The 20,047-nt window shown below is 29.8% G+C and carries 22 protein-coding genes and 1 tRNA gene; 3 read left to right on the forward strand and 20 right to left on the reverse strand.

Translation table 11 applies throughout. From position 1 onward, the window contains the following. Positions 1 to 56: 56 nt before the first annotated feature. The 17 genes from HMPREF2647_RS00295 to HMPREF2647_RS00375 form a co-directional block, all read right to left on the reverse strand. A tRNA-Leu gene (locus HMPREF2647_RS00295) sits at positions 57 to 142 on the reverse strand. Between the two features lie 270 nt (positions 143 to 412). Beyond that, positions 413 to 865 carry a SprT family protein gene (locus HMPREF2647_RS00300; RefSeq protein WP_017174802.1) on the reverse strand — a complete coding sequence of 151 codons (453 nt, stop codon included), beginning with the start codon at positions 863 to 865 and terminating at the stop codon, positions 413 to 415. Continuing rightward, the gene (locus tag HMPREF2647_RS00305; protein ID WP_017174801.1) at positions 858 to 3,005 is read right to left on the reverse strand and encodes a Tex family protein; all 2,148 of its coding nucleotides are present in this window, start codon (positions 3,003 to 3,005) and stop codon (positions 858 to 860) included. Before HMPREF2647_RS00305 ends, HMPREF2647_RS00300 begins: the two co-directional genes overlap by 8 nt. 125 nt (positions 3,006 to 3,130) lie before the next feature. Beyond that, positions 3,131 to 3,901: an RNA polymerase sigma factor SigB gene (gene sigB, locus HMPREF2647_RS00310; RefSeq protein ID WP_017174800.1), complete on the reverse strand. Its 771-nt coding sequence runs from the start codon at positions 3,899 to 3,901 to the stop codon at positions 3,131 to 3,133. Beyond that, a complete protein-coding gene (rsbW, locus tag HMPREF2647_RS00315; RefSeq protein ID WP_049335593.1) occupies positions 3,876 to 4,328 on the reverse strand; it encodes an anti-sigma B factor RsbW in 453 nt (150 codons plus the stop codon). Before rsbW ends, sigB begins: the two co-directional genes overlap by 26 nt. A gap of 28 nt (positions 4,329 to 4,356) precedes the next feature. Continuing rightward, positions 4,357 to 4,683, reverse strand: a complete 327-nt coding sequence (locus HMPREF2647_RS00320; protein WP_002448686.1) for an anti-sigma factor antagonist — start codon at positions 4,681 to 4,683, stop codon at positions 4,357 to 4,359. A gap of 85 nt (positions 4,684 to 4,768) precedes the next feature. After that, a complete protein-coding gene (locus HMPREF2647_RS00325) occupies positions 4,769 to 5,770 on the reverse strand; it encodes a SpoIIE family protein phosphatase (protein ID WP_017174799.1) in 1,002 nt (333 codons plus the stop codon). A gap of 371 nt (positions 5,771 to 6,141) precedes the next feature. Next, positions 6,142 to 6,504, reverse strand: a complete 363-nt coding sequence (locus HMPREF2647_RS00330) for a type II toxin-antitoxin system PemK/MazF family toxin (RefSeq protein ID WP_017174798.1) — start codon at positions 6,502 to 6,504, stop codon at positions 6,142 to 6,144. Then, a complete protein-coding gene (mazE, locus tag HMPREF2647_RS00335) occupies positions 6,501 to 6,671 on the reverse strand; it encodes a type II toxin-antitoxin system antitoxin MazE (protein ID WP_002448681.1) in 171 nt (56 codons plus the stop codon). Before mazE ends, HMPREF2647_RS00330 begins: the two co-directional genes overlap by 4 nt. An 85-nt stretch (positions 6,672 to 6,756) precedes the next feature. Continuing rightward, positions 6,757 to 7,902 carry an alanine racemase gene (alr, locus tag HMPREF2647_RS00340; RefSeq protein WP_017174797.1) on the reverse strand — a complete coding sequence of 382 codons (1,146 nt, stop codon included), beginning with the start codon at positions 7,900 to 7,902 and terminating at the stop codon, positions 6,757 to 6,759. A gap of 42 nt (positions 7,903 to 7,944) precedes the next feature. After that, positions 7,945 to 8,298 carry a holo-ACP synthase gene (gene acpS / locus HMPREF2647_RS00345; RefSeq protein ID WP_017174796.1) on the reverse strand — a complete coding sequence of 118 codons (354 nt, stop codon included), beginning with the start codon at positions 8,296 to 8,298 and terminating at the stop codon, positions 7,945 to 7,947. Between the two features lie 27 nt (positions 8,299 to 8,325). Beyond that, entirely contained in the window at positions 8,326 to 8,784 is a 459-nt protein-coding gene (locus tag HMPREF2647_RS00350; protein WP_308737048.1) for a PH domain-containing protein, read from the reverse strand. 10 nt (positions 8,785 to 8,794) lie between these two features. Beyond that, positions 8,795 to 10,297 (reverse strand): PH domain-containing protein, encoded by a 1,503-nt coding sequence (locus tag HMPREF2647_RS00355; RefSeq protein ID WP_017174794.1) that lies wholly within the window; start codon positions 10,295 to 10,297, stop codon positions 8,795 to 8,797. After that, complete coding sequence (locus HMPREF2647_RS00360) at positions 10,287 to 10,766, reverse strand: PH domain-containing protein (protein ID WP_017174793.1); 480 nt, start codon at positions 10,764 to 10,766, stop codon at positions 10,287 to 10,289. The genes HMPREF2647_RS00355 and HMPREF2647_RS00360 overlap by 11 nt, the downstream gene beginning before the upstream one ends. Before the next feature lie 247 nt (positions 10,767 to 11,013). Continuing rightward, on the reverse strand, positions 11,014 to 12,525 hold the full coding sequence (locus tag HMPREF2647_RS00365) for a degradosome RNA helicase CshA (protein WP_048787780.1): 1,512 nt from the start codon (positions 12,523 to 12,525) through the stop codon (positions 11,014 to 11,016). Positions 12,526 to 12,756: 231 nt separating this feature from the next. Beyond that, positions 12,757 to 14,112 (reverse strand): UDP-N-acetylmuramoyl-tripeptide--D-alanyl-D-alanine ligase, encoded by a 1,356-nt coding sequence (gene murF / locus HMPREF2647_RS00370; RefSeq protein ID WP_049382319.1) that lies wholly within the window; start codon positions 14,110 to 14,112, stop codon positions 12,757 to 12,759. A 15-nt stretch (positions 14,113 to 14,127) separates the two neighbouring features. Next, positions 14,128 to 15,198, reverse strand: coding sequence for a D-alanine--D-alanine ligase (locus HMPREF2647_RS00375; RefSeq protein ID WP_017174790.1), 1,071 nt, complete (start codon positions 15,196 to 15,198; stop codon positions 14,128 to 14,130). A gap of 375 nt (positions 15,199 to 15,573) precedes the next feature. Between HMPREF2647_RS00375 and HMPREF2647_RS00380 the strand changes: the two genes are divergently transcribed. Further along, positions 15,574 to 16,758 carry an FtsW/RodA/SpoVE family cell cycle protein gene (locus tag HMPREF2647_RS00380; RefSeq protein WP_070859270.1) on the forward strand — a complete coding sequence of 395 codons (1,185 nt, stop codon included), beginning with the start codon at positions 15,574 to 15,576 and terminating at the stop codon, positions 16,756 to 16,758. A 160-nt stretch (positions 16,759 to 16,918) separates the two neighbouring features. Here HMPREF2647_RS00380 and HMPREF2647_RS11125 read toward each other — a convergent pair whose 3' ends face one another. From HMPREF2647_RS11125 to csoR, 3 genes are all read right to left on the reverse strand, one after another. After that, a complete protein-coding gene (locus HMPREF2647_RS11125; protein ID WP_002437525.1) occupies positions 16,919 to 17,056 on the reverse strand; it encodes an Lmo0850 family protein in 138 nt (45 codons plus the stop codon). 112 nt (positions 17,057 to 17,168) lie between these two features. After that, positions 17,169 to 17,378, reverse strand: a complete 210-nt coding sequence (locus HMPREF2647_RS00385; protein WP_070859272.1) for a putative copper chaperone CsoZ — start codon at positions 17,376 to 17,378, stop codon at positions 17,169 to 17,171. Between the two features lie 15 nt (positions 17,379 to 17,393). Further along, entirely contained in the window at positions 17,394 to 17,687 is a 294-nt protein-coding gene (gene csoR, locus HMPREF2647_RS00390) for a copper-sensing transcriptional repressor CsoR (RefSeq protein WP_002437530.1), read from the reverse strand. Between the two features lie 166 nt (positions 17,688 to 17,853). Here csoR and cls point away from each other — a divergent pair, with 166 nt between their 5' ends. Together cls and HMPREF2647_RS00400 are read left to right on the forward strand one after the other, a co-directional pair. Further along, entirely contained in the window at positions 17,854 to 19,338 is a 1,485-nt protein-coding gene (cls, locus tag HMPREF2647_RS00395; RefSeq protein WP_070859274.1) for a cardiolipin synthase, read from the forward strand. Between the two features lie 34 nt (positions 19,339 to 19,372). Continuing rightward, positions 19,373 to 20,020 (forward strand): HD domain-containing protein, encoded by a 648-nt coding sequence (locus HMPREF2647_RS00400; protein WP_017174786.1) that lies wholly within the window; start codon positions 19,373 to 19,375, stop codon positions 20,018 to 20,020. Positions 20,021 to 20,047: the final 27 nt, after the last annotated feature.

Raw genomic sequence — 20,047 nt, forward strand, 5'->3', positions numbered from 1 at the left:
AGGCTGAGGTTTTGCCATTAAACTACACCCGCAATATATAATGATTGGAATTGATTTGGTGCGGCCGAGAGGACTTGAACCTCCACGGGATTTCTCCCACTAGGCCCTCAACCTAGCGCGTCTGCCATTCCGCCACGACCGCTGGCAAAACGCAATAATCTATTGATTATCGAGAACAGTATTTATTGTAAATGATTTGTAATAAAAAGTCAATAACTTTTTAATATTATTTTAAACAAATTTACTATTTTTTAATGTTTACGTCATTCATTAATACAACGATAACTATAATACATACTTTTTAAACATAAGTCAATAGTTTTTATTAAAAAGTTTAAAAACCTACAACATTGTAGGTTTTTAAAGGACATTGTTATATTAGTAAAGTCTTATTGTTCATATTTAAATTTATTTATAAATACATCTTTAATTTCAATTTACTTCCACATTTACCACATCTCATTTTATCAGTATTAACTTTTCTAATTCTTAGATATGTAGTTTTACATTTACAACATTGATATATATAATTTGCTCTTTCTTCATAGCTTTGAATCGGCTGACAAAATCTTGGTGCTTGAACTTTATTGCTTAGCATTTTAAAGTCATGATCCTTATGTTGATAACCTTTTCCGGATAAATGTAAATGATAATGACATAGTTCATGCTTTATGATATTTATTAAAGCCTCTTTTCCAAAACGAGAAAATTGCTTCGGATTAATCTCAATATGGTGTGTAGATAATACATATCGTCCGCCTGTTGTTCGTAATCGAGAATTAAAATACGCTTTATGTTTAAAAGGTTGTTTAAAATACTCAAGTGAAGTTGTTTCTACTAACTTTTGAAGCATTTTATTATTCATTAGGATTAATCATAGTCAATGATACTTTTTCTTTATTTTTATCAATATTTAAAATCCAAACATCAACTATATCTCCTACACTAATAACATCCATAGGATTTTTAACATATTTCTTTGATAATTTTGAAATGTGAACTAAACCATCTTGTTTAACACCTATATCTACAAATGCTCCAAAATCTACTACATTTCTAACCGTTCCACTTAACTTCATACCTTTAGACAAGTCTTCGATTGATAATATGTCAGATTTTAACTGTGGTGTTTCATAGCTATCACGAGGATCACGATTTGGCGCTTTAAGAGATTTTATAATATCTTCTAGTGTTGGTTTGCCTATTCCAATTTCGTTTGATTTTTCTTCAATATTAATATCGCTAAGTGTTTGTTTAAGTTTATCTGAACCTAAATCATCAATTGATAGTTGTAAACTTTCTAAAAACTGATATGTCGCTTGATAACTTTCTGGATGAATAGATGTATTATCTAATGGTTCTTTACCATTAACTATTCTTAAAAATCCGATACTTTGTTCAAACGTTTTACTACCCAAACGTTTTACTTTGCTTATTTCGGAATGATGCTTTATAGATCCATTTTCTTCACGATAATCAATTATATTTTGAGCAATGGTACTTGATAATCCCGAAACATATTGAAGTAAAGATTTTGAAGCGGTATTTACATCTACACCTACTTGGTTAACTGCAGTTTCTACGACAAATGTGAGAGCTTGTTCAAGTTCTTTTTGGTTTACATCATGTTGATACTGTCCTACTCCAATAGATTTAGGATCAATTTTCACTAATTCACTAAGCGGATCTTGCACACGTCTACCAATAGACACTGCACTTCGTTCTTCAACTTGAAACTCTGGAAATTCATTTCTTGCTATTTCAGAAGCAGAATATACAGAAGCTCCTGCTTCATTTACGATAATAAATTGAGCATTTAGTTGATATTTTTTTATTACATTTGCTACAAATTGTTCCGTTTCACGACTTGCTGTACCATTACCAATTGCAATTAATTCAACATTATTTTCAGTTATCATTCTAACTAATTCTTTTTCTGCCAATTCTATTTTAGATTTTGGAGGATGAGGATATATAACACTTTTAGCAATAAATGTTCCAAAAGGATTAATAACAGCTAATTTACATCCAGTTCTAAATGCTGGATCGACACCTAAAATTTGTTTACCTTTCATAGGAGGCTGTAATAATAAATGTTTTAAATTTTCACTAAACACTTCTATAGCGTGATGCTCTGCTTTTTCAGTTAAATCATTTCGAATTTCTCTTTCAATTGAAGGCAAGATTAAACGTTTTAAACTGTCTTTAATTGCAGACTCAATATATTCAACTAGTTGATGAGCTTTTTTTACTTCTTGCGATTGTATAAATGTTTCTATTGAAGTAGTATCAAATTCAATTTTAATTGACAATACTTTTTCTTTTTCTCCACGATTCATTGCTAAAATTCGATGATTAACTATTCTTTTTATAGGCTCAGAATAATCATAGTACATACTAAATATCTCTTTTTCATCATTTGCTTGTTTTTTCTTTGTTGTCACAATCTTTCCTTGATAATAAACGTCTTTAAGTAAACGTTGTCGATACTTAGGATTATCCGAAATACGTTCAGCAATAATATCTTGAGCACCTTGAATTGCCTCATCAACTGTTTTAACTTCTTCACTTAAATATTTTCTAGCTTCTTCATTTACATTCATACTTTGTCCTTCTATTAAAAAATGAGCTAATGGTGCTAATCCTTTTCGTTTTGCTTCAGTTGCTCTAGTTTTCTTTTTTTGTTTAAAAGGACGATATAAATCTTCTACACGTTGTAATTTTGTTTGTTGAAGAATGTCTTGCTTTAATTCATCAGTAAGTAAACCTTGTTGTTCAATATTATGTATAACTTCTTCTTTACGTTTTTGAAGATGCGCTACATATTGATATTCATCAGATATTTGTTTAATTTGAACCTCATCTAAACCACCAGTTGCTTCTTTTCGATATCTGGCAATAAAAGGTACTGTGTTATTTTCCTCTAATAGATTTAATACAGCTATGACTTGTTTTTCTAAAAATTGATATTTTTTTACAATATCATTAATTAATGTCTTTTCCATGTTATAACCACTCTTTGTATATAAATTCTCTTTAATTTTAACATATCTTTATTTTTACATAACATTTTTAACAATAAAAGGAGCGCCATAGAATTCAATATGAACTCATTGGTCGCTCCTCAATTTCATTGCTTAGCAGCTTGTTGTAATTTTCGTATTGCAGTTCGTTGTAATCTAGATACATGCATTTGACTAAGTCCAATACGTTCACCAGTTTCCTTTTGACTTAATCCTTCAATGAAAGTACATTGAATAATTTCTCTTTCTCTATCAGATAAGATTGGTAAAATACGTTCAAGAATCATTCGTTTTTCAGTAAGGTCGTAATTATCATCTTGTTGACCCATAATATCTAACAATGTAACTGTAGATCCATCCTTATCTGCTTCAATTGAATGATCTACGCTAAGTGCGTTATAGCTTTGACCCATTTCCATGGCTTCTAATACTTCTTCTTCATTTACTTCTAAACGGTTCGCAATTTCTAAAATTGAAGGAGAACGTCCGAGTTCATTCGTAAGTTCATCGCCCACTTTTTTTATTCTTGGACCAATTTCTTTAATTCTTCTAGGAACATGAACGCTCCATGTCTTATCTCGTAAATATCTTTTAATCTCACCAATAACAGTTGGCACTAAGAATGCTTCAAATTTGCGATCGAAAGATATATCAAATCTGTTAATAGCACCTATTAAACCAACCATACCCACTTGAACTAAATCTTCATGATGTGATTGTCCTTTTGAATACTTATATGCTAATGATTCAATTAGTTTGCGATAATGTTTAACTAATTTATCTTGCGCATGAGGATTTATATTGTCTTGGTGTTCTTTAATCCATTGGTTAATTTGTTCAGGTGATATCTCATTAACTGATTTCGACTCTTTCGTCATTATTTGGCACCTGCTCTTTTTTTATATACTTAATCATACTAATTGTTACACCAGACTCTTTTGAAACTTTTACTTCATCCATTAATGATTCAATCAAAAATAGCCCTAGCCCACCTTCACGTAAGAAATCGATATTTTCGTTTTCTTGGTAAGGCCCTAATTTTGATTTTGTAGATTCGTAGTCAAAACTTTCACCTTGATCTGAAATAATAATCTTAATTTTGTCATCAAATAATTCAAAACAAATATTAATCATACCATTTTGTTCACTATGTTTATACGCATGTTTGACAGCATTAGTAACCGCTTCACTTACTGCAATTTTTGAATCTTCAATATCATCGTATGAAGCACCTGCTCTTGTAAATACTCCTGATAAGGTAAGGCGAATTAAACTTACATATTCTGCTGAGGCAGGTAACTTCATTTCAATATAATCATTTTTGAGTGACAAATTACTCTACCTCCGTTCCTTCATTAACGTGCATTAAATCTTTTAAACCAGTAATATCAAATAATCTACTAATTCTATCTGTGACACCTAAAATATATAATTCTTTATCATTTTGATTTAGAGCCTTTAATGTTCCTACAAATAAGCCTAAACCCGTTGAATCCATATAACTTACATTTGCTAAGTTCACGTGAATATCATGATTTCCTTCTTGGCGCATAGGCACAAGTACTTCTTCTAACTCGGGTACTGTATATACGTCTAACTCTCCACCAACAATAACTTCATAATAATCATCATGGGTTATCGTTTCTATATTAAGATTCATTTACTTACACTCCTAATCTTTTTCGATATGTATACTATAGCAACTATACCCATTATTATTATAATATAATCAAAAAATTAAATAATTAATTCACTCTTTTTATTACTAAAATTGTCATGTCATCTCTTTTTTGCGTATTTTGTATTTTTAAAATGGCTTCATATAAGATTTGAACAATATCTTGGGGATGCATATGCTTATATTTTCTAATTAAATTAAGAACAGTATCTTTTGCAATAAACTCCCCCTTTTTATTTCTAGCTTCTGTTACACCATCAGTAAAAATAATAATTAAATCATCTAAATATATTGGAATTTCTTGTTGACTATATCGCGTATGTTGACTTACACCAAGTACTCTTCCTCGAACTTCAATTTCTTCAAATGTTTCAGTTTCAGCTCTATAAATGTATCCTGGTTCATGACCTGCTGAACTACAATATAATAAGTGATTCATTTCTTCATATAGTCCATAAAACATCGTGACGAACATATTTTGATTAACATTTTTTTCTACCACACGATTGAGTCGTTTTAAACCATCACTTGGTAATTGTGAATGACCATAGGAATCCATTCCAAATTTAATCATACTCATTGCTAATGCTGCTGGAATCCCTTTCCCTATAACATCTGCTACAGCAAAACTCATCGTACCATCTCTATGATCAATTAAATTAAAATAGTCTCCACTTACTTTTTGAGCAGCTACTGAAATAACACCTATTTGTATACTATCAAACTGTGGAATGTCTGTTTTTAACATCGTTTGTTGAAGTCTAGAGGCTAAGTCAATTTCTTTATCGTGGAATTGCATTTTATCAACTAAATTTTGATAATCTCTATAGCTATATCCAAAGCCTTTTACTACTTCTTCTAATACATCTAATGTATCTAAGATTTGAGATGTTTTTAAATTTAAAGAAGCAATATACGTTTTATGTAAATCAACAACATCTTCTGGTAGAATATCCTTTTTGATTACTTCTTCAGTGAATTCATCGCACTTCTTTAAAAATTGTTCTTTATTTTTAGTAACCAAGCTCTCATCTATAAGTTGCTTATAGTTTTTTTTAAATTCTTCCACGAATTTTGCCTCCTTACTTCATAGCTGATTAAAATATGTTTAAATATTGTCTGACACAATACAACATTTTAAATTTATTCATTAATATCAAATGTATATTATTCTAAAATAACTCTTCTACTTAAAAAGGGAGCAAGACAGTATTCATTTTGTGAATATGCTGTCTTACCCCCGCAAGGTTAATTGAAATTGAAAACTTGAGTTAAATATTTTCAATTCAGTTAACTACTGCGATATCTCTAAATAGTCATAAACTTACTCAATACTATCATTGAATTCAACTGAATTTAGTCTAATTAAAACTTTTCAAAAGTACAATTGATTTATTTCAAAAGTTTATTTCATATTTTTTGGATTATACATATAAAATACTAATTTTTTTGAGGACGAACATCGTGTAAACCTAAACTGATATCCAATGCATCGTCAACTTCTTTCATTTTATCTTCTGATAAATATGTAAGTTTCTCTTTCAATCTTTTTTTATCTAATGTTCGTATTTGTTCTAAAAGAATGACTGAATCTTTATCTAAACGATATTTTTTCTTTTCTATTTCTACATGTGTTGGTATTTTCGCTTTATTAATCCTACCAGTAATCGCAGCAACGATTACTGTAGGACTATATTTATTACCAGTATCATTTTGAATGATAACTACAGGTCTTACTCCCCCTTGTTCAGACCCTTGAACTGGTGATAAATCAGCTAAATATACATCGCCTCTTCTAATCATTCACTTTTATAATTAGATGTAAGATATGATTCGTTACAATCACAAGCTTCACATTCTAATGGAAATGCTTCTGTTGCTAGGGAGAGGTTTAAATCGGCCATTTGGACATAGCCCTCTTTTAATGATTGTTCAAGACTATGGCTTCTATTCTGATTAAAAGTTAACATACTATGAACCTCCAATTGATACAAACAAGACATTATAAACTTTAATTTAGTTTTATAATAACAAATTTTGTAACAAGTGACTATACTAATTTAATAATTCATTTGTAACTTCAAATTTTTTATTTAAATAATATATTCTTGGAAGTCTGCGTCCTAAATTACATAAAACTTCATAATTAATTGTATTTTGTTTTACAGCTAATGCCTCTACTGCTTGTGAAGAATTTAAATTGTTATCTATTAAAATAACCTCATCTCCTTCTTTCACATCATCTGGTACACTAATAATCATTTGATCCATGCATACTCTTCCAATGATTTCACATTGCTGTTGATTGACATTTACGGCAAATCCTTGCATAGATCTTAAGAAACCATCTGCATATCCAATTGGTAAAACCGCTATTTTCATTTTTTCAGTTGCAGTGAATGTACTTCCATAACTTACAGAGTCTCCAGGATTTAAATATTTAGTTTGAACAACTTGAGTTATTAATTTAGCACTTGGTTTTAATTGAACATCAACTTCATTTCTAACATATTCAGAAGGATAATAACCATATAGTGAAATTCCAAGTCTTAACGCATTGCATAATTTACAATTTGCTAATAAAGCGCCCGCTGAGTTTTGAGCATGTATATATTTTGGTCGCTCTGCTTTTGTTACCAACTCTTCAAAAAATGCATATTGCTGTTTCATTGAATCACCAGGTTCATCTGCATTGGCAAAGTGAGTAAAAACGCCGTCAAAAATAAGATTTGGATGTTCTTTAATAAGATTAATGACTAACTGATACTCTTCAAGCGTTTTAATCCCTAGTCTTCCCATTCCTGTATCTAATTTCACGTGAAGATATACATGATCTGAGTTATCTTCTATATAATGAATCGCTCGTTCTAACCAAAACTGTGAAGGCACAGTTAAGGTAATGTCATATTGAATCGCTTTATTTATATCTTTCGGTGATATCGCACCTAAAACTAATAGTTTAGCATTTATATTATGTAAGCGTAATTCAATGGCTTCATCTAAAGTAGCAACTGCAAAAAATTGAGCCCCATTATTTTCTAAAATTTCTGCTATTTTTACACTTCCTAATCCATATCCATTCGCTTTAATTACAGGAATCACCAACTTATCACTTTGAAGTGTTTTAAAAATATTATAATTGTATAGAATGGCATCAAGATCTACATTTAAATATGTCGGTCTATAAGCAACATCTGACATATGAAGTCCTCCTTATTTAAACTTATAAAAAATTGATATGATTTACTTTTCTAATATTACTTCACTCATTGCGTAATGTTGTGTATGCGTAATCGAGACATGAACAATAAAACCAGGATATTCGATGCAAGGTTTCCCCTTTTCATCGTTATAACAATCAATATCATTAAATGCTACCGTTTTTCCTAACCCTGTTCCTAATGCTTTACTAAATGCTTCTTTAGTTGCAAATCGTCCTGCTAAAAATTCTAATTTTCTTTTATCATTTTTAAAAGAGTTAAATTTTTGCTGTTCTTGCTCTGTTAGTATTCTATGTATTAATTTATCACTTTGTTTAATATACACGTCTTTTATTCGGTCAATTTCAATTAAATCAATACCAATACCATGTATCATATCCACACCTCACTTAATTATCCTTTATCATTCATATAGTTCGTGTTTTCTATTTTGAATCATTTGTTTTAAATAAATCGCTTCTTTTTTTGCAATTAGTTCTATATTGCATTCTCCACCTGCAGTAGATAAATGAAGATGTGCTAATTTATATTTTCTCATTATGAATCCTTCTATGACTTCTATATTTTGTATTCTATAAAACGGTATCATATCTGTTTCAACAGTTATGATACCTTTTCTAATATGAATCTCGTTTTCATCATAGTAATAACTGAAATAATGATATCTCAGAAGCGGAATAACAATAATAAATAGTATGATATAAAGCAATATAATGACTATAGAAATAATGATATTAATTGAAAGTTTTGATATATGAGTAAAATAAACATCTATCATATTGAGTAGAAATAAAAAAACAGTAATAATTATAAGCCCTATCAATGATGTGATTCTCATCACCTTTAGACCACTCGTGTTCATAAAACTATGTTCATTCAATCTTAGACCCTCCTAAATAGGTCTCAATATTTAATTGAACCTGTTTTTCAGAAGCATATTTAAGCTTAATATCTTCATTTACCGCACCCTTAGCTATAATAAAATGTAAATGTGCTAAATGGCTCTTTTCTAACAATGGATTTTGATTAACATTCATACCAATAATTTTATCCTTTTTAAAATAATAAGAATTAATATGCATGATACTTACTTGACGAAGTGCAATTTCATTTTTTCTATTGCATAATCCAGAAACAGATATATACACATACGCATGAATTGCCATAAAGATAATCATAATTATCGCTATCATATAACTCCATATACTCCAATAGTAAGCACCTATAGTTGCACCAAGAATTAATATGATACTAGGTATAAAAAAATGTCGATGATATCCTCGTTTTGGTACATTTTCAGTAATAGAGTTAAATTGCATTTCAGGAATTAATTTTCTAATAATAGAATATGCCTCTTTTTTATTAATAAATGGAAGAATCATAATTTTTCCATTTTCACTTACATCTTCATTAGATTTAACTTCTAAATCACTTGTAATAATAAAGTATATAGAGGTATATCCAAATAACTTTCTAATAAATGACTGTTTTTCTATAACTGCTTGTAATCGTTCAGTAGGCACTGTGATATTTTTTACATTTAGTAATCCATAAGTAATTTTCAACTCATTATCACGTTGTGTGATTGTATAGTTATAATAACGGAGAAAAACAATTAGAGTACCTATAACATAACAAAATATAAGTACAGTCAATATAATAATAGTCACTAAAAACGTCACTGACTGTATCCATTGAAAAAGACGAGACGTCCATTTTTCCCACGGGATAACATCTTCAAATGCACCTATAATAGGGGAAATAGTGGCGAATGCTACACCTATCACGCCACTGGTCAATGACATAAAAATCAACAGTTTATTAGACATTTTAAAAATTACTTTATTATTACTATTATCTTCAGATATTAATTCTTGTTCGCTATTATTGGGCTTATGATTAGTCTCTATTTCTTGACTATCTAACTGAAGTTGTCTTTTTTTAATTGTACGTTCAATCAATTCACTTTGTTGTTTCGAAATCGTTTCAAGTTCAATACCATCACTCGGCGTTTTAATTTGTAGTCGTACTCCACCTACTAATTGATTAATCAGTCCTTGTGTGGTATCTAAGGATTGAATTCGATTCAAATTTAATTCTTTGCGTTTTTTATTTAACCATCCAGATGTGACTATAAATTGATCATTTTCTATCCAATAACGCGTTAGACGTACTTTTTGAAATTGATTAATCATAGAAAAAAGAATAATCAATAAAAAGATACCTGGTCCAATATAATGTCTGATATTTGTAAAATCAAAATTCCATATATTAAATCCAATAAACACGATAATGACAAAAATGTTTTGCTTTATAACATTTATTAGACCCGTGAAATAAGAAATCGGATGTAGTTTTTGAGGTTTAAATATCATCATTACTACCTCGCATTTGTGATAAGATATGTAATATTAATCGTTCTGCTTCTTTATTAGAAACAACAGGTGTTGTGAGTTCATGACCTGCAGTTACAACAATGATTCTCTTAAGATTAAACTGTTTCAATAACGGATTTGTTTTAACCTTTAAAAGTTGTAACCTTTCAATTTTTGTTGTTTTGTACCTTTTAAAAATAAAAGTATTTAAAATTTCTATGTTCTTATTTTCTATATTATAAAATCTATAAGAGTATCTATTGATAGGTTGGAGAATAAAACGAATAAGAGAACAAATAGTTAACACAAGTAGAATATAAAAAATAAAATGTGGCCAGTGAAATGCTTTCCAACAACACAACCCACCACCCAAAATAATGAGCTCTATTAGTAACGTGACTCCACTTACTAACCAATGATATAAAAATGCGGATTTAGGACTTTTATGAAAAGAGTGATGTAATTGCACAATAAACTCCTTAACAATTTTTTTATATTATATCATACTATTTTTTAAAAATAATATGATAGATATTAATGTAAAAACCAAAACTGAATACTATCTATTTAAATACGATCAATTATCCTCTTTTTCTTTAAAATAATATTAGTATAAGCATTTATAAATTTAATAGGTAACTTATAATCAAAAAGAGCTTGAGACATATGTTTATACCTCAAGCTCAATCAAGCAAATTTATTCTTATCTATAACAACTATTTTTGTAAATCAGCAAACGTACGACCTTTGATAGATGTTTTTCTTTTATCTTGTCTATCTCGACGATCTTGTTTTTTACCTTTTTTCTTGTTGAAATTACCTTTTGATCGTTTATTTTTGTTATCAAATTTATTATTTCGTTTACCACCACGTCTTGATTGATTACCTTTATTATTACGACTCTTTCTTGCAAGTGGCTTTTCGAAAGTTAATTGAACTTCAACTTCATCGTTTGCTTCGACAAGTTCTTGTAATAATGAAGCTACTAATTCAGTACTATCATATTCTTCTAATAATTCACTAGAAATACGTTTTAAACGATCTTCACTCTCACGTGACATCCAGTTTTTAACTTTGTCTTTAATATCTTCTTCACGTGCTTTAAGCACTTCTTTACGATGAGGTGGTCTTAAAGCTTTCATTCTTCTGTCATTTACTTCTTCAATTTGACGAATGTAATCCATTTCAATTGGGTTAACAAACGTAACAGCAATACCTTCTTTACCTGCACGACCTGTACGTCCAATTCTATGTGTATAACTTTCAGTATCTTGAGGTATATCAAAATTATATACGTGACTTACACCTGAAATATCAAGACCACGTGCTGCAACGTCTGTGGCAACTAATATATCAATTTGATCGTTTTTGAATTTTTTAAGTACTTCTAAACGTTTGGCTTGTGTAATGTCTCCATGTAATCCTTCTGCTTTGTAACCCTTAGTAAGCAATGCACTTGTTAACTCATCCACACGACGTTTAGTTCTACCAAATACAATAGCTAACTCAGGTTGATGTACATCTAAGAAATTAGTAAATGTATCAAATTTTTCTAACTCTTTAACAATTGTATAGTATTCGTCGATTTGAGGATCAGACATTTCATTGTTCATTGTTTTAACAATTTGTGGTGACTTCATAAATTGTTGTACTAATGTCTGAATAGCTTTAGGCATTGTCGCTGAAAATAACATTGTTTGTCGTTGTTCAGCAGGGATTTTATCCATAATAAATCTCATATCATCAATGAAGCCCATGTTCATCATTTCGTCCGCTTCATCTAAAATTAAAGTATGAATATCATTCGTTTTTAATGTACGACGATTTAAATGATCGATAACACGTCCTGGTGTTCCTACTACAATTTGAGGCCCACGTTTTAACGCTTTAATTTGTCTATCAATTGGCATACCACCAAAGACAGTAACAACTTGAATATTTTGTCCACGACTGAATTCGCGTAATTGTTCAGCAACTTGCATTGCTAATTCTCTTGTAGGTGCTAAAATTAAAGCTTGAACGCCTGATTTTCCAACAACTTTTTCTATTAAAGGGATACCAAAAGCTCCTGTTTTACCCGTACCTGTCTGAGCTTGTCCAAGGATATCTTTTCCTTCTAATGTATAAGGGATACTTTCTTTTTGGATCGGTGTTGGTTCTTTAAAACCCATTTCTTCTAGGGTTTTTACCGTTTTATCCGAAATCCCTAATTCTTTAAAATTTTGCAATATAATTCTCCTTTTAATTCTTTTATTTATCAATATACGTTTTTGTATATAAGGTCTTCTTATTACGTCAACTTCTATATAGTACCACCTAAAAATAGTTATAGCAATAAAGCAATTTTCATATCTACAGCAAATAACATTTTTAAGTAGAGTATTGGTTCTATTAAAATAATAAAAAGAAGTTGCTTTGAAACCTTTCATTTCTAAGCAACTCTTAATTATTATGAATAATTAAATTAAAGCATTTACTACTTCTTCAAGTTTATTACCACGTGACCCTTTAATTAACACTTTGTCATCAGGTTGTAAAATAGACTTTAAATAATGAGTCAGTTCATTTTTATCTGAAAAATAAGCTACATCTTCCACAAACTGGCCACCTGTACGACTTATAAACTTAGCATCATTACCGTAAGTAAGTAACGTATGAATACCTTTATTGTCCAAATAAGCACCTACATCTTCATGCATACGTTGACTATTTTCACCTAATTCTAAAGAATCAGCGAGTACAATGATTTTACGTCCATTCATATTACTTAATGTATCAATAGCAGCTTTCATACTTGTTGGACTTGCATTGTAAGCATCATTAATAACCGTAATTTGATTATCAGTAACATGTCGTTCCATACGCATACCTGTGAGTTGTACATTACTTATATTCTTTTGAATTGTGTCATAATCTAAACCAAGTTCATGTCCAATTGCAATAGCGATAGTAGCATTTTTCATGTTGTGAATACCTAAAATTGGTAATTCATAATGTTCCTTGTTATTTATCGTAAATGCTATGCCATCATTTTTACTATTTTCCACTTTACATACTAATGTATTGTCATGATTTAAACCAACACTAACAAGTTTAGCATCCTTCACATTTTCAATATACGGTTTTAGAAGTGGTTCATCTCCATCATATATAAATGTGCCATCAGATTTAAGACCAATAGTAATTTCAGATTTGGCTTTAGCAATACCTTCTCTAGAACCTAAATCTTGCATGTGAGATTCACCAATATTTGTGATAACCGCAATATCAGGTTCCGCAATTTTAGATAACAATTCAATTTCATGGAATCCTGACATACCCATTTCCAAAATAGAAATTTCTGTGTCTTTGTCTAATTGAAGAATGGTTAAAGGTAAACCAATTTCATTGTTATAGTTACCTTGTGTTTTTTTGACTCTAAATTCGGTATGTAACACACTTTCAATCATATCTTTTGTTGTGGTTTTACCATTAGAGCCGGTCACTCCAATTACTTTTGGATTAACATGCTTTAAGTACGCTTTAGCTAATTGTTGTAAAGCAGTTAATGTATCATCTACCCATATAATAGGTCCTTGAATTGAATCGCTAATATCCTGTCCTTTTTCATAAAATGAAGCACCAGCACCATCTTTTAGTGCTTGTTCTACAAAACGATGACCGTCTACATTTTCACCTTTAAATGGAACAAATAACATCTCTTTTTCTATATGACGAGAATCGATAGTGACTCCTTTAATTTGATGTTCTAAATATGCTTCATCAATATCGCAAGATATCCATTTTTGAATTTGTTTTAAAGAAACTTCAATCATACTTAGGCTCCTCGCTTAATCGATAGTATATTTATTTTTCTTTTTATCTTCGTAACGTTCTTTAGCTAAATCAATTAGTTTAGTGATTAAATCAGAGTATGATAATCCCATATTTTCCCATAAACTTGGATACATGCTAAATGCTGTAAAACCAGGCATCGCATTTGTTTCATTTATGTAGATTTGATTATCTTCCGTCACAAAGAAATCGGCACGTACTAATCCAGAACAATCTGTAGCTTTAAATGCTTCTAATGCCATATTACGTAATGTCATTTGAACCTCTTCATCTAAATCTGCTGGAATTTGTAAACTGATTTTACCGTCTTTATATTTTGACTTATAGTCATAAAATTGAACATCTTTAATTACTTCTCCAGGCCATGTTGTTTCAGGATAATCATTACCTAAAACTGCGACTTCCACTTCACGTGCAATAATACCTTGTTCAATCACTAACTTACGATCAAATTGAAATGCTTCTTCAATCCCTTTTTTAAGTTCATCTTCATTATTACATTTACTAATACCCACACTAGATCCAAGGTTAGCAGGTTTTACAAATACTGGGTATGTTAATTTATCATTAACGAGTTTAATAATATTACCTTCATATTTTTCATATTCACTTCTTAAAAAACTAATATAAGGTAGTTGTGGTAAACCGCGATGTTCAAACAATTGTTTCATTACTAATTTATCCATCGAACTTGATGCAGCTAATACACCATTTCCTACATATGGTAAATCTAGCACTTCAAATAAACCTTGAATGGTACCATCTTCACCATTTGGTCCATGTAATAATGGGAAAATAGCATCATATTTACTTCCTTCCCCATTTTCTTTTAAAAGTAATGTAATTTCTCCAGGACTTATGTCTTCTAAATGTAATTCTTCAACAGTTTTAATATTTTTTGTAATATTTTCTTTTTTCTTCCATTGACCATCATTTGTAATATATATAATATCTACAAGATACTTGTCTTTATTAATCGCATTTAATACATTTTGTGCTGTTAAAATTGATACATCATGCTCAGCACTTTTACCACCATATACGATACAAATATTTTCTTTTACCATGTTTTATATCCTCCATCGAGAAAAATAATGACAAAAGCCATTTATAAATTGAAGTTTAATTACGCTTTTGTTTCTCTCATCATAATTATAATACTATAATGTATTAAGTTTAAATTGTTAATTATACTTTTCATTAACGATATGTAATTTAAATTATTCTTTCTAAATGTCCATATTATCACAGTATCAGTGTTTTTTGCATTTACCAATAAATAAAAATATGTATATTTCTTAAAGAATAGTCCATTCATGTTAATTGTTATTTTTTAGATTAAACTGCTTCGACTTTATATCATCTTCTATATTTTGTAGCATAATCATATAAAGTCATGTAAAATCTATATATACTATTCCATAGAATTTAAGGAGTTTTTTATGAAATATTCATCCCGTCAACAGCCTACAACACATTGGCTTCGAAAAATTGACTGGATACTTATAGCATTAATAATGATTTTAGCCATCATTAGTGTGACTACAATCAGTTCTGCTATGGGTGGCGGCCAATATAGTGCCAATTTTGGTATTCGTCAAATTATCTATTATATTTTAGGAGCAATACTAGCACTTATTGTGATGATTTTTTCTCCCAAAAAAATAAAAAATAATACATATATATGGTATATCTTCTTTTGTATCTTACTACTAGGTTTATTAATCATTCCTGAAACACCTATTACGCCTATTATTAATGGCGCTAAAAGTTGGTATGCTTTTGGTCCAATTAGTATTCAACCTTCAGAATTTATGAAGATTATTTTGATACTTGCATTGGCTAAAATCGTTTCTAATCATAATCGATTTACATTTAATAAATCTTTTCGTACTGATTTAATCTTATTTTTTAAAATCATTGGCATATCCCTGGTACCTATGATATTAATTTTACTTCAGAATGATTTAGGAACTACATTGGTTCTGTGTGCCATTATTGTTGGAATCATGCTAGTGAGTAGTATTACATGGCGCATTCTTGCTCCTATCTTTATTACTGTAGCAGTATTAGGAAGTAGCATTATTTTAGCCATTATATATAAACCCTCTCTGATTGAGAAAACGTTACATATCAAAATGTACCAAATGGGTCGAATCAATTCATGGTTAAATCCTTATGCTTATAGTAATGGAGATGGCTACCATTTAACGGAATCGTTAAAAGCTGTAGGATCCGGTCAATTATTTGGTAAAGGTTATAATCACGGAGAAGTATACATTCCAGAAAACCATACCGATTTTATTTTTTCTGTCATTGGAGAAGAAATTGGATTTATTGGAGCAGTGATATTACTTCTTATATTCCTAGCTTTAATTTTCCATCTTATCCGTTTAGCCATAAAAACAACTTCATCATTTAATAAGGTATTTTTAATTGGTTATATTTCTTTACTCGTCTTCCATATTTTGCAAAATATTGGTATGACAATCCAACTTTTACCTATTACAGGTATACCACTACCGTTTATTAGTTATGGTGGTAGCGCATTATGGAGTTTAATGCTAGGTATTGGTGTTATACTTTCTATTTATTACCATCAAAAGCCAGCGTCCAAAGATGCTTAGTGATAAATATATTTTAATTCAGTTAATAACATGAAAATAGTATAAAAGAGAATGGGACAAAACTCATTTTGACATTATCGTTCCACTTCGATAATGTATCTCCAACATATAAAAAAGTCTGAGACAACTAATAATGTCTCAGACTTTTTTCAATCACATATTATTTAAGTTCTTGAGTAACGGTTTTTGTGGTAGGCAAAGTATTAATAATGTCGAAACGAGATTTTGTTTTTTTGATATTGACGCCTAAAGATGATAATAATTTGACTACATTTTGTAACTTATCTGATTTGTTCATGGTATCTCACCTCGTTTTTTGACCTTCACTGATATACTACCCTAATTAGTCATGCTTTACTACCATATTTGAAAATTATTTTAAATTATTTAAGTTACACTAAAGCTTTTTATTATGAAAGTACTTTAAATCCAGCGTCATAAATTTCTTTTTCAATACTATTTAAATTAGTAGGTGTTTCATATTCAACATTAACCATATTTCTTCCTATATCGATTGATACCGTATGTACTCCAATCATATTTAACAAACGTTCATTTAACATTTGTGCTTGTTCCTTTGTTTCAATGTTATCTATAAATACAATATTACGGTTTAACATATTACAATCTCCTAACTAATCTTTCACTAGTTTTTGAAATGTCACTAGTAGTTCTTCCATTGCTTCTTCTTCAGTACCTTGATTTATTTTTTCCATAATACAACTTTTCATGTGATGTTCTAGTAACTTAGTAGCAACACTATTAAGTGCTGAACGTGTTGCTCTTATCTGAGTTAATACATCATCACAGTAGACGTCTTCATCAATCATTCGATTAATTGCTTTAACTTGTCCTTCTATTCGATTTAATCGAGATTTTAAATTTAATTTAACTTGCTCAGAATGGTGGGCATGATTTTGATTTTCCAACTAATTCACCCTTTCAATAGCTTCTATATCATCGTATAATCTCCTCTTTATTACGTCAATTATACATTTTTATTTTAAAAATTAATCATACCATTTATTATAGTGCATGGTACAATATTTGTTAGTACATTAATTTTAAACGATTTAGGAGGTTCAATTAATTAATATGGTAGAGATCGTGCAATTATCTTTCTCACACTCTTCTTTAATTATTAACATCATATTAATCACTGCCTTTATATTAAACTTGATTTTTGCATTTATCATTATCTTCATGGAACGTCGTAGTGCAGGTTCAATTTGGGCGTGGCTTTTAGTTCTTGTATTTCTACCGATAGTAGGATTTATTTTATATCTATTATTAGGGCGTCAAATACAACGCAAACATATTTTTAAATTAAAAAAAGAAGATCGTAAAGGTTTATCTATGATAGTTGATGAGCAATTAAATGCACTTGAAAAAGATGATTTTTCTAAAGGTAATCATCAAATTGTTAAGTTTAAAGAAATGGTGCACATGTTACTCTATAATAATGCTGCATTCTTAACTACTGATAACAGTATAAAAATCTTTACAGATGGTCATGCTAAATTTGACGCATTAATTAAAGATATTCAGAATGCTAAAGATTATATACATATTCAATACTATATTTTCAAAAGTGATGGTCTTGGACGTCGTATTTTAAAGTCACTCGAAGACAGACTTGAAGATGGTATAGAAGTTAAAATGTTATATGATGACATGGGCTCAAGAACATTACGCAAGAAAGATTTGAAACAGTTTAAAGACAAAGGTGGACACGCAGAAGCCTTCTTCCCTTCCAAATTGCCCTTAATCAATTTAAGAATGAATAATCGTAATCATAGAAAAATTGTAATTATAGATGGCAAGATTGGCTATGTTGGGGGGTTTAATGTTGGTGATGAATACCTTGGTAAAGATAAAAAATTTGGTTATTGGAGAGATACTCATTTAAGACTTGAAGGTGATTCTGTCAATGCATTAGAATTAAGATTCATCTTAGATTGGAATTCACAATCAACACGTGACAATATCAGCTATGAAGATAGATATTTTCCTGATGTAGATTCAGGCGGCGAGATTGGTGTTCAAATCGCTTCAAGTGGTCCTGATGAAGACTGGGAACAAATTAAATATGGCTATTTAAAAATGTTTATGTCAGCAAAACATTCTATTTATATTCAATCACCTTATTTTATTCCTGATCAAGCTTTTATTGATGCCATAAAAATTGCCGCTTTAGGTGGAGTTGAAGTTAATTTAATGATTCCTTGTAAACCCGATCATCCTTTTGTTTATTGGGCTACATTAAAAAATGCCGCTTCTTTATTAGACGCAGGTGTTAAAATTTATCAATATAATAATGGATTTCTACATTCAAAAACACTCATTGTCGATGATGAAATCGCTACTGTAGGTACAGCAAATATGGATAATCGTAGTTTTACATTAAATTTCGAAGTGAATGCGTTCATTTATGACGAAGATATTTCTCTTCAACTTAAAAAAGCATTTATTAAAGATATGAAAGTCTCATATGAGTTGACTAAAGAATTATATAATCAACGTAGTACTTGGATTAAGTTTAAAGAAGGCATATCTCAATTATTATCACCAATTCTTTAAACGCATTCAATACATGTTTTTAAAGGAGTAGTTTATGAATCAAGCAGAACAAATATTATTAGCTAAAGAATATATGTACCAATTTCATAAAAATGATTACTCTGGACATGATATTGCACATATTGAACGTGTCACATTATTAGCTAAATATATTGCCAAACAAGAACATCAAGGCGATTTTCTTACAATAGTATTGTCAGCTCTATTGCATGACGTCATAGATGATAAATTGACTGATAAACACCATGCTTTAAGCGAATTACATCAATTTTTTAAAAAAATAGAATTGGATGATACTGTTCAAAAGAATATTATTTTTATTATCAAACATTTGAGTTATCGAAATGGTAGAAATAACGATGTTACACTTCCAATCGAAGGACAAATCGTTAGAGATGCTGATCGCTTAGATGCAATTGGTGCTATAGGTATCGCAAGAACGTTTCAATTTTCTGGACATTTCAATGAGCCAATGTGGACAGAATCTCCCTATCACTCAATTCCTTCAGAAAAAGATATGGTTGATTTACCTCCTTCTGCTATTAGACACTTCTATGATAAGTTATTAAAATTAAAAAAATTAATGCACACACAAACAGGATCTCAACTAGCTGAAGAACGTCATCAATTTATGAAACTATTTTTATCTCAATTTTATAGCGAGTGGCACTTAGAAGAATAAAAAAAGAGGCTGGGACATAATTTCTAA

Source organism: Staphylococcus sp. HMSC035D11 (genome assembly GCF_001836075.1).
GTDB lineage: Bacteria > Bacillota > Bacilli > Staphylococcales > Staphylococcaceae > Staphylococcus > Staphylococcus hominis.

Coding starts and splice junctions, on each gene's coding strand:
- HMPREF2647_RS00300 (WP_017174802.1), bottom strand. CDS start 865: ATGAATAATAAAATGCTTCAAAAGTTAGTAGAAACAACTTCACTTGAG.
- HMPREF2647_RS00305 (WP_017174801.1), bottom strand. CDS start 3,005: ATGGAAAAGACATTAATTAATGATATTGTAAAAAAATATCAATTTTTA.
- sigB (WP_017174800.1), bottom strand. CDS start 3,901: ATGACGAAAGAGTCGAAATCAGTTAATGAGATATCACCTGAACAAATT.
- rsbW (WP_049335593.1), bottom strand. CDS start 4,328: ATGAAGTTACCTGCCTCAGCAGAATATGTAAGTTTAATTCGCCTTACC.
- HMPREF2647_RS00320 (WP_002448686.1), bottom strand. CDS start 4,683: ATGAATCTTAATATAGAAACGATAACCCATGATGATTATTATGAAGTT.
- HMPREF2647_RS00330 (WP_017174798.1), bottom strand. CDS start 6,504: ATGATTAGAAGAGGCGATGTATATTTAGCTGATTTATCACCAGTTCAA.
- mazE (WP_002448681.1), bottom strand. CDS start 6,671: ATGTTAACTTTTAATCAGAATAGAAGCCATAGTCTTGAACAATCATTA.
- alr (WP_017174797.1), bottom strand. CDS start 7,902: ATGTCAGATGTTGCTTATAGACCGACATATTTAAATGTAGATCTTGAT.
- acpS (WP_017174796.1), bottom strand. CDS start 8,298: ATGATACATGGTATTGGTATTGATTTAATTGAAATTGACCGAATAAAA.
- HMPREF2647_RS00350 (WP_308737048.1), bottom strand. CDS start 8,784: ATGAACACGAGTGGTCTAAAGGTGATGAGAATCACATCATTGATAGGG.
- HMPREF2647_RS00355 (WP_017174794.1), bottom strand. CDS start 10,297: ATGATATTTAAACCTCAAAAACTACATCCGATTTCTTATTTCACGGGT.
- murF (WP_049382319.1), bottom strand. CDS start 14,112: ATGATTGAAGTTTCTTTAAAACAAATTCAAAAATGGATATCTTGCGAT.
- HMPREF2647_RS00375 (WP_017174790.1), bottom strand. CDS start 15,198: ATGGTAAAAGAAAATATTTGTATCGTATATGGTGGTAAAAGTGCTGAG.
- HMPREF2647_RS00380 (WP_070859270.1), top strand. CDS start 15,574: ATGAAATATTCATCCCGTCAACAGCCTACAACACATTGGCTTCGAAAA.
- HMPREF2647_RS11125 (WP_002437525.1), bottom strand. CDS start 17,056: ATGAACAAATCAGATAAGTTACAAAATGTAGTCAAATTATTATCATCT.
- HMPREF2647_RS00385 (WP_070859272.1), bottom strand. CDS start 17,378: ATGTTAAACCGTAATATTGTATTTATAGATAACATTGAAACAAAGGAA.
- cls (WP_070859274.1), top strand. CDS start 17,854: ATGGTAGAGATCGTGCAATTATCTTTCTCACACTCTTCTTTAATTATT.
- HMPREF2647_RS00400 (WP_017174786.1), top strand. CDS start 19,373: ATGAATCAAGCAGAACAAATATTATTAGCTAAAGAATATATGTACCAA.